A 12,830-nucleotide genomic window follows, 5' to 3' on the forward strand; every position below is an offset into this window, starting at 1 on the left:
GATTCAATTCTTTAAATCGTTATACATTCACAACCGCTTTTTTATATATATAAGCGTTGTTTCTGCATCATTTTTAGTGTCGTTTTGGATTCCAGCACTCTATTCAGCAACGTGGATGGTAGTATGGTTGTTTGTACTGACAATGTGTATGGATTTACTTGTTTTATACCGATTTAAAAACGGATTTTTAGCTAAAAGAATCGTGTCAGAAAAATTATCAAATTCTGATGATAATGAAATTAGTATAACACTTGAAAATAAGTATCCGTTTCAAGTTTTTATTTCATTTATAGATGAATTGCCTGCCCAATTTCAAAAAAGAGATTTTGAACACGCAATGTCATTAAAATCTGGAGAAAAATCAACCTACACCTATAATATTCGTCCTGTTGAAAGAGGAGAATACAACTTCGGAAAAGTAAACGTATTTGTATCTTCTTTTTTACAATTATTTTCTAAACGCTACACTTTTTCTGCGGAAGAAAGCGTAAAAGTGTATCCGTCGTATATACAAATGAAAAAGTATGAGTTTTTGGCAATGCACAATAACCTAACGGAGTTTGGCATGAAAAAAATACGACGTATTGGGCATACGATGGAGTTTGAGCAGATAAAAAACTATATTCCGGGTGATGATGTTCGAACCATAAACTGGAAAGCTACGGCTAAAAGAGCAGAGTTGATGGTGAATCAATATCAAGATGAAAAATCGCAACCTATCTATTCAATTATTGATTTGGGACGTGTTATGAAAATGCCTTTTGAAGGATTGAAGTTACTAGACTATGCGATTAACTCAACTTTAGCTTTTTCAAACATAGCCTTATTAAAAAATGACAAAGCAGGAATGCTTACCTTTTCTAAAAATGTAGAAAAAATAGTAGCGGCAAGTAATAAAAAAACAAATTTATCGGTCATCAACGAAGAATTGTACAATATTACAACCGACTTTTCAGATGCTAATTTTGCATTGTTGTATGCCAATATCAAAAGAAAAATAAATCAACGAAGTTTACTGATTTTATATACCAATTTTGAGCATATATCTGCTTTAAAACGACAATTACCGTACTTAAAAGCAATAGCTAAAAAGCACTTGCTTGTAACTGTTTTCTTTGAAAATACTGAATTAGATACATTAATTGCTGAAAATGCAGAAGATTTACAAAGTGTGTATCATAAAACGATAGCAGAGAAATATGCCTATGAAAAGCGTTTGATGATTAAAGAGCTAGAGAAAAATGCGTTACATGCTATTTTAACCAAGCCGCAACATTTATCAGTAAACGTAATTAACAAATACCTAGAGTTTAAAGCGAAGGGGATGATATAAAAAAAAAGCGACCAGTACCGGTCGCTTTTTTTATCTATTTTGTAATTCGTTCATTCTTTCCATCATTAAATCAGGATCACCTAAAGCATCCCACCCAATCATAGATAAAAACCAAATCATGTAAGCAATAAAAACAACATTTAAAATAATACCTACTATACCAAGTATTTTTCCTGTGTTAGCGTTCTTTACACCTTCGTATAAATCAGGGTTTTGATTATTCAATTTAATAGCTTTGTTACCTAAAACAAGTGCTACGATACCTAAAGGTAAACCGATAACCCCATAACAACAACAAGTTACAATAGAGCATATACCTAAAACTAAAGCTGTGGTTGAATTTGGTAGTTTTTGTTTTTCCATAGTTTTTTAATAAAGTTTAAATTAATTGATTCATTTTTATAATATAGCTAATCACTATAATAGCTATGTTAAGAACAGCCAATATACTGATTATTTTCTGAGCGTATTTTACTTTGTAGAAGAAATTAATTGCTATCATTAAAGCTAATAACAACAAGGTGTATATGGCAGGATACATTTTAAAAGCAGCAATAAACTCACCTTGAAATAGTAAACTTAAAGCACGTTGTATTCCGCAACCCAAACAATCCATTCCGAAGAATTTTTTGTTTAAGCAAGGTAGCATGTAATCTTCTAATTGTAATGGCATAGGTTTGTTATTTAAACATATCCATTCCAGGAATATTAGGCATTCCGCTTTTAGCAGCAATAGCTAATTCTTGTTCGTTAATTTCTCCAGCTCTTTTTAAAGCCTTGTTTAACGCTACAATTAAATAATCTTCTAATTCTTCTTTATCTTCTAATAAAGATTCATCAATCGTAATTGCTTTTACTTCACGGTTAGCAGTAACAGTAATTTTTATAGCTCCGCCAGCTATACTTTCATCAATTAAAACAGTGTTTAATCGTTTTTTGGTCTCTTCTACTTTTTGTTGGGCTTCTTGCAGTTTGCCCATCATGCCAGAAATATCTCCAAACATAGTCCTTCAATTTTAAGATTTACTTAACAACAAAAATAGTATTTTCACAAGAATTATAAACCAACTTTAAAAATGAAAAAAATAATGCTACCTGCTTTGGCTTTTAGTCTTATTTTTGCATCCTGCAAAAAGCAAGAAATGAAGAAAGATATCAAAGCTCCCATTGCTGAAAAGCAACCGACTAAGTTAGAGAAACACGGAGATATTCGTACTGACGATTATTTTTGGATGCGTTTAACTGATGCGCAAAAAAATGCTGAGGTAAAAGATGAGCAAACCCAAAAAGTGTACGATTACTTAAATGCTGAAAATTCATACTACGATGAAATGACTAAAGAAACAAAAGAGTTTCAAGAAGCGTTATTTCAAGAAATGAAAGGTCGTATTAAAGAAGATGATGAATCTGTTCCTTACAAAAAGAACGGATATTTTTATATCACTCGATACGAAACTGGTCAACAGTATCCGATTTACAGCCGTAAAAAGGAAAACTTAGAAGCTGAAGAAGAAATCATGTTCAATGTGAATACAGAAGCGAAAGGGTATGATTATTTTCAGTTAGGAGGATTAAACGTTTCACCAGATAATAAAATGGTGACTTTTGCAACTGATACGGTAAGTCGTCGCCAGTACTTTATCAGAATTAAAAATTTAGAAACTGGAGAGATTTATAAAGATATTATTGAAAATACGACAGGAGGTTCGGTTTGGGCAAACGATAATAAAACATTGTTTTATACCAAAAAAGACCCTGTAACCTTACGTTCATCAAAAATTTATAAGCACACGTTAGGATCTGACTCTTCTCTAGATGAATTAGTTTTTGAAGAAAAAGACGATACATTCGGAACGTTTGTAACCAAAACTAAATCAAAAAAATATATAGTAGTTGGTTCTTACAGTACGGTTTCAACGGAATACCAAGTATTAGATGCTGATAACCCGAACGGAGAATTACGCATGATTCAACCTCGTGAACGTGAATTAGAGTACGATATTGCGCACTACGGAGATCATTTTTACATTAAAACCAATAAAGATGGAGCAACGAACTTTAAGTTGATGAAAACTCCTGAAGATAAACCAGGAAAAGAAAACTGGGTAGATGTAATTCCGCATAGAGATGATACCTTGTTTGAAGATTTCTCGATTTTTAAAGACTATTTAGTTTTAGAAGAAAGAAATGAAGGGTTGAATAAAATTAGAATTAAGCGTTGGGACGGAACAGAAGATTATTACTTACCTTTTGATGAGGAAACGTATTCTGCAGGCGTGTATTCTAATCCTGAGTTTGATACCGATGTTATTCGCTATTCGTACAACTCGATGACGACTCCAAGTTCTGTGATTGATTTCAACATGAAAGATCAATCCAAAGAAGTTAAAAAAGAACAAGAAGTTTTAGGAGGGAAGTTCAACAAAGAAAATTATATCAGCAAGCGTATTTGGGTACCTGCTCGCGATGGTAAAAAAGTAGCGTTGTCAATCGTATATCATAAAGATACGAAGATTGATAAGAGTACTCCTGTTTTACAATATGCGTATGGATCATACGGATATACTATTGATGACGGATTCTCGACTACACGTTTAAGTTTATTAGATAGAGGATTTGTGTATGCATTAGCACATATTCGTGGTAGCCAATATTTAGGACGTGATTGGTACGAAGATGGTAAAATGTTGAACAAGAAAAACACGTTTACCGACTTTATAGATTGTTCTAAATATTTAATTGATAACGGATATACTTCTCCAGAACATTTATACGCTATGGGAGGTTCTGCAGGAGGTTTGTTAATGGGAGCTGTAATTAATATGAATCCTGAATTGTATAACGGAGTTATCGCAGCTGTACCTTTTGTGGATGTAATTTCTACGATGTTAGATGATAGTATTCCGTTAACTACAGGAGAATACGACGAATGGGGGAATCCGAATGATAAAGAATATTACGATTATATTAAATCGTACTCTCCATACGATCAAGTAGCGGCAAAAGCATATCCAAACATGTTGGTAACTACTGGTTTACATGATAGTCAAGTTCAATATTGGGAGCCAGCAAAATGGGTTGCGAAGTTACGTGAGTTAAAGACCGACGATAACATGTTATTCTTGCATACAAACATGGAAGCAGGTCACGGAGGAGCATCAGGAAGATTCGATGCTTTAAAAGAAACTGCCGAAGAATATACCTTCTTTTTAATGTTAGAGGATAAGTTAAAAAAATAATTATATTTTTGCGCTCGATTGAGTGTAAGTGTCATTGCAAAAAGCAACGAACAATCTCAACAGATTTATTCGTGTCCTTTTTTGCAGTGGCACTTTTTTCTTAGTTACAACTATAATGAAAAGACATCAAGGTATTACCAATTCAATATTAGATTTAGTAGGAGAAACTCCCATGATTCAACTACATAGAATTACCCAAAATTTACCAGGTACATTTTATGCGAAAGTTGAAGCTTTTAATCCGGGGCACTCTGCTAAAGATCGAATTGCGTTGCACATTATAGAAACTGCGGAAGAAAAAGGAATTGTAAAAGAAGGTGATATTATTGTTGAAACTACTTCAGGTAATACAGGGTTTTCGCTAGCAATGATAAGTATTGTAAAAGGATACCGTTGTATTTTGGCGGTGAGTGACAAGTCTTCTCAAGATAAAATTGATATGCTAAAATCGATGGGAGCAGAGGTGCACGTATGTCCTGCAAATGTAGCTGCCGATGATCCTCGTTCGTATTACGAAGTAGCGAAACGATTGCATAAAGAAAATCCAGGATCAATTTATATCAATCAGTATTTTAATGAGTTAAATATTGAAGCGCATTATAAAAATACTGGACCAGAAATTTGGGAGCAAACCGAAGGAAAAGTTACGCATATAGTTGTGGCAAGCGGAACAGGAGGAACAATTTCTGGAACTGCACGATTTTTAAAAGAGCAAAACCCAAACATTAAAGTTTTAGGAGTTGATGCTATGGGTTCTGTGATAAAAAAATATCACGAAACTGGCGAGTTTGACGCCAGTGAAATAAGTCCGTATAAAATTGAAGGATTGGGGAAAAACTTAATTCCTACAGCTACCGATTTTGATGTGGTTGATGTGTACGAAAAAGTATCTGACAAAGAAGCTGCTTTTAAAGCGAGAGAGTTGGTAAAAACAGAAGGAATCTTTGCAGGATATACATCTGGTGCAGTTTTACAGGCAGTACAACAATACGCAGATAAAGGTTATTTTGATGAAAATAGTGTAGTTGTGGTTGTTTTACCCGACCACGGTTCTCGTTATATGAATAAAATTTATTCTGATAACTGGATGAAAGAGCAAGGGTTTTTATAACCTTTTTGTTGGTAGTTAGTTTTTTTTATTTGTATAACTTCTTATCAGTTTGTCGTTTGATTTCATCCATTTATAATACTTTTCAGGGAATGGATTGATTTTTAAAATAGAATCAAAATGTGTTTCCATAAAATCTTTTTCATATTCAAAATCGTAGAAGTTATTCAGTGATTTATGTTTATTTATTAATTCAGTTTTATGGGTCAAGTATAATTCGAGCATAAAATCAAACCGTATCATTTCATTAAGTATGTCATTTTTCCCAATGTATACTTCAGGAAAGTCGTAACCTTGATTCACAATAGAAATATAAATTTCAGAATCATTTTTAAAGGTTTTTAATCCACTTTTCTGATTAAAAACCTTAAATCCGTTTTCCAATAAGTAAATACTTGCATTTTCTTTTAATTGAATAAATAAAGGGTGAATATTCGATTCCCATCGATTTTCATCAATATTAAATTCTTCTTTGGGTTTACTTTTAAAAAGGTCAGAAATGAATTCTCTAATTTTCAATGTGTTTTTTTCGATTTTCTTAAATGACTGCCAATGGTTAAGATATGGTCGTTTTAAAGAACTAATATCATCTAATACTGAAACAGGTTCAGTACATGTAGTTAAGTTAGTTTTTTAAAGGCTAAGAATCAAGTTATATTATTTATACAACAAATACTGTTTACGTACTATTTTAAAATTGTCTAAACCTTCATTCCAAGAAGCTTTAATTTCTTCTTGTGAGAGTTCTCTTTCAATTTGTTGTTGTAATTTTTGTGTTCCAGCTAGTTTGGTAAAAAAAGCATTAAAAAACTCTTTTTTAGGAGATTGTTTGTAGGCTTTTATCAACCAGCTAAGGTTTAAATTAGCTAAATGGTTGTATGAGCTTAAATCTTCACCATAACAGACTTCTCCTTTATATTTCGGGTATTTTGCACCTTCATTAGCTTGCGGCGTAAAACTAAAAGCAGTTTTTTCTAAAAAAGGAGAACCATAAATTTGAAATTGTTTATCGGTTCCTCTACCAGCAGATACATTGGTTCCTTCAAAAAAGCACAAACTTGGGTATAAATTAATTGAAGTGTCATTGGGCAAATTAGGTGAAGGTTTCATAGGTAAGCTATAATGTGATTTGTGCGTGTAGTTTTCTAAAGGAATCACAGTTAAATCACACTGAATACCGTTTGCTAACCACTTTTCACCATTAATCATTTGTCCGTATTCACCAATCGTCATTCCATATACCACAGGAACAGGATGCATACCTACAAAACTTTTGTGTTCAGGTTCTAAAACGGGTCCATCAATATAATGTCCGTTAGGGTTGGGTCTGTCTAAAACTATGACTGGAATTCCTGCTTCTGCACAAGCTTCCATCACATAATGTAAGGTAGAAATATAAGTGTAAAAACGAGCTCCCACATCTTGAATATCGAAAACAACGAGATCAATTCCGTTGAGTTGTTCTTGCGAAGGTTTTTTGTTTTTTCCATATAAAGAAATTATAGGAATTCCTGTTTTAACATCTTTTCCATCAGCAATGGCTTCACCAGCATCTGCTTTACCACGGAAACCATGCTCGGGAGCAAAGACTTTTTGTACGTTAATACCATTGTAATTGTATAAATAATCTACTAAATGATGAATAACCAATTCAGACCCCATAACATTCGGTGAAACTTCTGCTCTTTGTAGTACTTGTAAAACCGAAGTTTGATTTGCTACTATAGCAATGTTTTTGTTTTTTAAAAGCGGAAGGTATTTAGAGGTTTGGTCAGCTCCTGTTTTAATGGTTTTAGGTTCTTCTTTTTTTGTTGTTTCAATTTTTTTGTTTTGCTGTTGAGCACAAGAAGAAAACTGAAAACAAAAAACTAGCAAGAATAAAAGAGTGGTATTAAAAGAAAATTTCATCAAAAAATAATTAAAAGTTAAAGGTACAGTTTTCTAATTTTTTAATTCAAAAAAAGTTACCGATTTAAAACCTCACTATTCATCCATAATATTGTTGAAGAATTAATTACTTTTGAAATCAATTAAAACATGAACAGTTGAATTTTGAATTATTCATAGCAAAACGAATCATTTCTGGGAAAGAGTATAAAAGTAGTATTTCGTCGCCTATTATAACAATAGCTACCATTGCCATTGCGTTGGGGGTTGCTATTATGTTAATTGCGGTTTCTATTACTTCGGGTTTTCAGAACAAGGTTCGTGATAAAATGACCGGATTTAAAGGTCATATTCAAATTGTAAACTACGATAATAATAACTCTGATGTTTCTACAGTACCGATTGACATCAATCAAGAATTTTATCCCGAGTTTAAAAATATTAACGGAATAAAAAAAGTGCAACCATTCATTAATGTTGGTGGAATTATTAGAACTCCTACTGATTTTGAAGGAATTATTTTAAAAGGCGTACCTGCCGATTATGATTTTAGCTTTTTTGAAGAAAGTTTGGTTGAAGGTCGTTTGCCTAATTTTAAACAAGAAAGAAATCGTGAGATTTTAATATCAAAATCCATAGCAAACCGATTGCATTTTAAATTGAATGATACCATTCAAACATGGTTCGGAGCAGAAAATAGCAGTTTACAATTTAAAAGAAGAAAACAAGTAATTGTAGGGATTTATAATACAGGTTTTGAGCAATTTGACAAGTTAATGCTAATTGGCGATTTAAAAGAAGTACAACAAATTAATCGTTGGGAAGACAACCAAGTTGGCGGTTTTGAAGTGTTGATTGATGATTATAACGAGTTGAATGAGAAAGGAGATGAAGTGTATGCGAGTACTGGAGCGACATTAAATAGTGTTACCATTGTAGATAATTATCCTGCAATTTTTGAGTGGTTAAATTTATTAGATAATAATGTGTGGTTTATTATCGGAATAATGATTTTAGTTGCAGGAATAAATATGGTAACTGCATTATTAGTCCTCATTTTAGAGCGCGTACAAATGGTAGGGATTTTAAAAGCATTAGGAAGTGCAAACTGGAGTATCAGAAAAGTGTTTCTGTACAATGCTTCTTATTTAATAGTAAAAGGATTGTTCTGGGGAAATTTTATCGGGCTTAGTATTTTGTTATTTCAGAAATACACAAAAATTATCACCTTAGATCCCGAAACATATTATGTGTCAACGGTTCCTGTTGATATAAATTTATGGGCTATTCTGTTACTAAATGCTGGCACATTAGTATTGTGTTTTTTAATGTTGATTATACCTTCGTATATCATCACTAAAATCAGTCCTTCAAAATCCATTCGATTTGCTTAATTTTGCTCCTCAATTTTTTAGATAATGAAATACGCAAAAAATATATTAGAAACTATTGGTAATACGCCATTAGTAAAGTTAAATTCAGTAACAAAAGAAGTAGATGCTTTGGTATTAGCCAAAGTAGAAACCTTTAATCCAGGTAACTCTGTAAAAGATCGTATGGCACTTAAAATGATTGAAGATGCTGAAGCCGATGGTCGTTTACAGCCAGGAGGGACTATTATTGAAGGAACTTCAGGAAACACAGGAATGGGATTAGCATTAGCAGCAATTGTTAAAGGCTACAAATGTATTTTTGTTATTTCAGATAAGCAATCTAAAGAAAAAATGGATATTCTACGTGCGGTAGGAGCAGAGGTAGTAGTTTGTCCAACAAACGTTGAGCCAGATGATCCTCGTTCGTACTATTCGGTTTCTAAGCGTTTGGGTGAAGAAACGCCAAATTCTTGGTATGTAAATCAGTACGACAATCCGTCGAATGCAACTGCACATTACGAACAAACCGGACCAGAAATTTGGGAACAAACCGAAGGTAAAATTACACATTTTGTGGTAGGTGTTGGTACAGGAGGAACAATCTCAGGGACCGCAAAGTATTTAAAAGAAAAGAATCCGAATATTAAGATTTGGGGAGTTGACACCTACGGTTCAGTATTTAAAAAGTATCATGAAACAGGTATTTTTGATGAGAATGAAATCTATCCATACATCACAGAAGGTATTGGAGAAGATATTTTACCAAAAAACGTTGATTTCTCTTTAATTGATGGATTTACAAAAGTTACCGATAAAGATGCAGCAGTTTACACGCGTAAAATTGCAAAAGAAGAAGGTATTTTTGTTGGAAACTCAGCAGGATCAGCAATTAAAGGTTTATTACAGTTAAAAGACGAGTTTAAACCAGATGATGTTGTGGTAGTACTTTTCCACGACCACGGAAGTCGTTATGTTGGTAAAATGTTTAATGATGATTGGATGCGTGATAGAGGTTTCTTAGAAGAAGAAATTACAACTGCTGAAGATTTAATTAAAGATCATATCGATAAACCATTGGTAACGGTTCAAACTGAAGAGTTAGTGGCACATGCTATTGAGAGAATGCGTGCTTTTAAAATATCACAAATTCCTGTAAAAGATGCTAACGGATTTGTAGGATCGGTTGATGAATCTGTATTATTACACAGTTATTTAGAAGATAAAAACATCGCTGATAAACCTATTAAAGATGTGATGGGGAAAGTTTATCCAGTAGTAAAAAAGTCAGCTTCTATTGAAGAGGTTTCTAAACTAATCAATAAAGAAAATCAAGCTGTTTTAGTAGATTTAGAAAATGGTAAGCACCATATTATTACCAAATATGATATAATTAGCGCGATATAAGACTGTTAAGTATATAATAAACACAAAGCCCACTCAATTTGAGTGGGCTTTTGTTAATCAACTAATTCAAATAATTTACACAATGAAAACAATGTTACTTGCTTACAAAATATTGTTTCCAATATCTGTGCCAAAATTACGAATTAACCTAATATATTGTATCTTAGTGTTCAAGAATTCACAATATTTTAACTTTAAACAGCTCTTTAGTTAAGAAATGTATAATAAATAAGTTGTTTTTAAGAAAATATTAATAAAGTTCTTAAAATTTTAGCTCGCATGTTTATGTGCTTTGTAAGAAGAACGTACTAAAGCACCACTTTCTACATACATAAAGCCCATTTCTAGCCCTAAAGTTTCGTATTTCTTAAATTGTTCTGGAGTTATAAACTCTTTAACAGGTAAATGTTTTTTACTAGGTTGTAAGTATTGACCTATGGTAATAATGTCCAATCCAACGCCACGTAAATCTTTCATTGTTTGGATTACTTCTTCTTCAGTTTCACCTAAACCAAGCATAATCCCTGATTTGGTACGCATACCGTTGTCTTTTAAGTATTTTAAAACACCTAAACTTCTGTCGTATTTAGCCTGAATACGAACCTCACGAGTTAAACGACGCACTGTTTCCATGTTGTGAGAAACTACTTCTGGAGCTACTTCAATAATTCTATCAATTAATTTTTCGTTTCCTTGAAAGTCAGGAATTAGTGTCTCTAAAGTAGTATTTGGATTTGCTCTACGAATAGCTTGTACAGTTTCTGCCCAAATAATAGAACCTCCATCTTTTAAATCATCACGATCTACTGATGTTATTACAGCGTGTTTAATGTTCATCAATTTAATAGAACGTGCTACTTTTTCTGGTTCATCCCATTCAACTGTTTCTGGGCGTCCAGTTTTTACACCACAAAATCCGCAAGAACGAGTACAAATATTCCCTAAAATCATAAAGGTAGCAGTACCTTCTCCCCAACATTCACCCATATTAGGACAACTACCGCTGGTACAAATGGTGTTCAATTTATATTTATCTACCAAACCTCTAAGTTCGGTGTATTTTTTTCCAACAGGTAATTTTACACGTAACCATTTTGGTTTTTTTGTTCTTTCTGGTGCTACTGAAGTTTCGTTTGCCATTCCATAAAAAATTGAATTGCAAATTTACGAAGAAAAGATTTATAAACTAAGTAAAAACCAAATACTAAACCCTATTAAAAATACGATACCAACAATGCTTAAAACTCGTAATTCTATACTTGGTCTGTGCTTTTTCGGAGTGTGTTTCCCAGTGATTAAAATATAATTTAAAATAGCGTAAAAAGGTGCAGTTAAAAAAGATAGTACAGTAGCAATTCTAACTAAAAATACCATGTCATTTAAAAAGAAATGTAAAATACAGTAAGTACCTGTTATTAAGAGTAGCATCCAAAACCAATAGTTTAGTTTTAGTTTTTTTGAAAAGAGTAGAGATGAAGATTTTTCCATAGCTCTTGGTGAAGCATCTAAGGTTGTTATTGTTGTACTAAACATGGTTGTAAATGCTGCAGCTCCTATAAATATAGCAGAAAACCCTCCAAGATTTTCGGTGTATAATTTAATAAGTTGCGAAGCGAAAATAGTTCCTTTACTTGAAAAGGATTCACCCGATTGATACATTACCAAAGCACCTAACATTACAAAACAAACTCCTAAAAATAAAGCACCAATATAACCGATGTTAAAATCGAAAATTGCTTGTTTAGGTTTTATTTTTTCAAAAGTTGCTTTGTCTTTTTTAACAGACCATAATGAGTGCCAGATAGAAATATCTAGCGGAGCAGGCATCCATCCTAAAAAAGCAATTAAAAATGTCATTTGAGCTGCTCCACTAGGTATTATTTGCTGAAAGCTAAATCCTTTATCAGTTTTAAATAAAGCTATAATTACCGCAATAATCGTACTCACAGTAAGTATTGCAACGATGTATTTCATCAAATTATCTAAAAACTTATATTTTCCGATAAGTAAAACAAACATGCTAACGAGCATAATTATTAAGGACCAAACAACAAGGTCGTTGGTAAAACCAAATAAATTTGTTGCCAAACTAGCGGTAACAATAGTAACTGCAGCTTGAATGGTAAACATGGTAGCAAAGTTTAAAACATAGTAACTAACAAGCACTCCCTTACCTAGTTTTTTATAACCGTCTAATAAGGTTTCTCCTGTTGCTGCTGCATATCGAGGACCAAATTGAAAGAAAGGATATTTAAAAACATGTACTAATAATAATGCCCAAAGTAAGCCAAAGCCAAAATCGGCACCAGCTCTAGTGGATTGGACTAAATGAGATACGCCAATAGCAGCACCAGCAAATAAAATTCCAGGACCTAATAAATTTAAGAGGGATTTTTTCATGGGGGAGAGGGGAGAAGTTTTAAAAATTAAAGTAAGAACTATCTTTTATTTTTTGAAGTAAAGTTTTGATATCATTTTTATCAAAA

At 32.7% G+C, this 12,830-nt stretch carries 13 protein-coding genes; 6 read left to right on the top strand and 7 right to left on the bottom strand.

Annotated features, from left to right (window positions below; translation table 11 throughout):
• The first annotated feature begins 1 nt into the window (after position 1).
• Positions 2 to 1,333: a DUF58 domain-containing protein gene (locus tag ACKTST_RS05010; protein WP_408046727.1), complete on the top strand. Its 1,332-nt coding sequence runs from the start codon at positions 2 to 4 to the stop codon at positions 1,331 to 1,333.
• Positions 1,334 to 1,363: 30 nt separating this feature from the next.
• On the opposite strand, the gene ACKTST_RS05015 is transcribed toward ACKTST_RS05010, so the two are convergent.
• Genes ACKTST_RS05015 through ACKTST_RS05025 form a run of 3 tightly spaced genes read right to left on the bottom strand, consistent with a single transcriptional unit; the run spans position 1,364 to position 2,337 of the window.
• Positions 1,364 to 1,696: a CCC motif membrane protein gene (locus ACKTST_RS05015; protein WP_408046646.1), complete on the bottom strand. Its 333-nt coding sequence runs from the start codon at positions 1,694 to 1,696 to the stop codon at positions 1,364 to 1,366.
• Between the two features lie 16 nt (positions 1,697 to 1,712).
• Positions 1,713 to 2,006, bottom strand: coding sequence for a DUF2752 domain-containing protein (locus ACKTST_RS05020; protein ID WP_408046647.1), 294 nt, complete (start codon positions 2,004 to 2,006; stop codon positions 1,713 to 1,715).
• A gap of 7 nt (positions 2,007 to 2,013) precedes the next feature.
• Positions 2,014 to 2,337 (bottom strand): YbaB/EbfC family nucleoid-associated protein, encoded by a 324-nt coding sequence (locus tag ACKTST_RS05025; RefSeq protein WP_408046648.1) that lies wholly within the window; start codon positions 2,335 to 2,337, stop codon positions 2,014 to 2,016.
• A gap of 138 nt (positions 2,338 to 2,475) precedes the next feature.
• On the opposite strand from ACKTST_RS05025, the gene ACKTST_RS05030 reads away from it, so the two are divergent.
• On the top strand, positions 2,476 to 4,572 hold the full coding sequence (locus ACKTST_RS05030) for a S9 family peptidase (protein ID WP_408046649.1): 2,097 nt from the start codon (positions 2,476 to 2,478) through the stop codon (positions 4,570 to 4,572).
• Positions 4,573 to 4,687: 115 nt separating this feature from the next.
• A complete protein-coding gene (locus tag ACKTST_RS05035) occupies positions 4,688 to 5,683 on the top strand; it encodes a PLP-dependent cysteine synthase family protein (protein WP_408046650.1) in 996 nt (331 codons plus the stop codon).
• A 15-nt stretch (positions 5,684 to 5,698) separates the two neighbouring features.
• Here the strand turns inward: ACKTST_RS05035 and ACKTST_RS05040 are convergent, their stop codons facing one another.
• A complete protein-coding gene (locus ACKTST_RS05040) occupies positions 5,699 to 6,199 on the bottom strand; it encodes a hypothetical protein (RefSeq protein ID WP_408046651.1) in 501 nt (166 codons plus the stop codon).
• On the opposite strand from ACKTST_RS05040, the gene ACKTST_RS05045 reads away from it, so the two are divergent.
• Positions 6,180 to 6,317, top strand: a complete 138-nt coding sequence (locus ACKTST_RS05045; RefSeq protein ID WP_408046652.1) for a hypothetical protein — start codon at positions 6,180 to 6,182, stop codon at positions 6,315 to 6,317. The genes ACKTST_RS05040 and ACKTST_RS05045 overlap by 20 nt on opposite strands.
• A gap of 20 nt (positions 6,318 to 6,337) precedes the next feature.
• Here the strand turns inward: ACKTST_RS05045 and ACKTST_RS05050 are convergent, their stop codons facing one another.
• Positions 6,338 to 7,588, bottom strand: coding sequence for an exo-beta-N-acetylmuramidase NamZ family protein (locus tag ACKTST_RS05050; protein ID WP_408046653.1), 1,251 nt, complete (start codon positions 7,586 to 7,588; stop codon positions 6,338 to 6,340).
• Positions 7,589 to 7,725: 137 nt separating this feature from the next.
• Here ACKTST_RS05050 and ACKTST_RS05055 point away from each other — a divergent pair, with 137 nt between their 5' ends.
• Both ACKTST_RS05055 and ACKTST_RS05060 read left to right on the top strand, forming a co-directional pair.
• Entirely contained in the window at positions 7,726 to 8,961 is a 1,236-nt protein-coding gene (locus ACKTST_RS05055) for an ABC transporter permease (RefSeq protein ID WP_408046654.1), read from the top strand.
• A 24-nt stretch (positions 8,962 to 8,985) separates the two neighbouring features.
• Positions 8,986 to 10,344, top strand: a complete 1,359-nt coding sequence (locus tag ACKTST_RS05060; RefSeq protein ID WP_408046655.1) for a pyridoxal-phosphate dependent enzyme — start codon at positions 8,986 to 8,988, stop codon at positions 10,342 to 10,344.
• A 270-nt stretch (positions 10,345 to 10,614) separates the two neighbouring features.
• Here ACKTST_RS05060 and lipA read toward each other — a convergent pair whose 3' ends face one another.
• Both lipA and ACKTST_RS05070 read right to left on the bottom strand, forming a co-directional pair.
• Positions 10,615 to 11,484: a lipoyl synthase gene (gene lipA / locus ACKTST_RS05065; protein ID WP_408046656.1), complete on the bottom strand. Its 870-nt coding sequence runs from the start codon at positions 11,482 to 11,484 to the stop codon at positions 10,615 to 10,617.
• Positions 11,485 to 11,523: 39 nt separating this feature from the next.
• A complete protein-coding gene (locus tag ACKTST_RS05070; RefSeq protein ID WP_408046657.1) occupies positions 11,524 to 12,744 on the bottom strand; it encodes an Nramp family divalent metal transporter in 1,221 nt (406 codons plus the stop codon).
• Positions 12,745 to 12,830: the final 86 nt, after the last annotated feature.

This window comes from Tenacibaculum crassostreae, from assembly GCF_964512405.1.
Taxonomy (GTDB): Bacteria; Bacteroidota; Bacteroidia; order Flavobacteriales; family Flavobacteriaceae; genus Polaribacter; species Polaribacter crassostreae.

Excerpts from the sequence above, each read along its gene's own strand:
- ACKTST_RS05020 (WP_408046647.1), bottom strand. The coding sequence starts at position 2,006 with ATGCCATTACAATTAGAAGATTACATGCTACCTTGCTTAAACAAAAAA.
- ACKTST_RS05035 (WP_408046650.1), top strand. The coding sequence starts at position 4,688 with ATGAAAAGACATCAAGGTATTACCAATTCAATATTAGATTTAGTAGGA.
- ACKTST_RS05025 (WP_408046648.1), bottom strand. The coding sequence starts at position 2,337 with ATGTTTGGAGATATTTCTGGCATGATGGGCAAACTGCAAGAAGCCCAA.
- ACKTST_RS05050 (WP_408046653.1), bottom strand. The coding sequence starts at position 7,588 with ATGAAATTTTCTTTTAATACCACTCTTTTATTCTTGCTAGTTTTTTGT.
- ACKTST_RS05060 (WP_408046655.1), top strand. The coding sequence starts at position 8,986 with ATGAAATACGCAAAAAATATATTAGAAACTATTGGTAATACGCCATTA.
- ACKTST_RS05045 (WP_408046652.1), top strand. The coding sequence starts at position 6,180 with ATGAATTCTCTAATTTTCAATGTGTTTTTTTCGATTTTCTTAAATGAC.
- ACKTST_RS05070 (WP_408046657.1), bottom strand. The coding sequence starts at position 12,744 with ATGAAAAAATCCCTCTTAAATTTATTAGGTCCTGGAATTTTATTTGCT.
- lipA (WP_408046656.1), bottom strand. The coding sequence starts at position 11,484 with ATGGCAAACGAAACTTCAGTAGCACCAGAAAGAACAAAAAAACCAAAA.
- ACKTST_RS05030 (WP_408046649.1), top strand. The coding sequence starts at position 2,476 with ATGAAGAAAGATATCAAAGCTCCCATTGCTGAAAAGCAACCGACTAAG.
- ACKTST_RS05015 (WP_408046646.1), bottom strand. The coding sequence starts at position 1,696 with ATGGAAAAACAAAAACTACCAAATTCAACCACAGCTTTAGTTTTAGGT.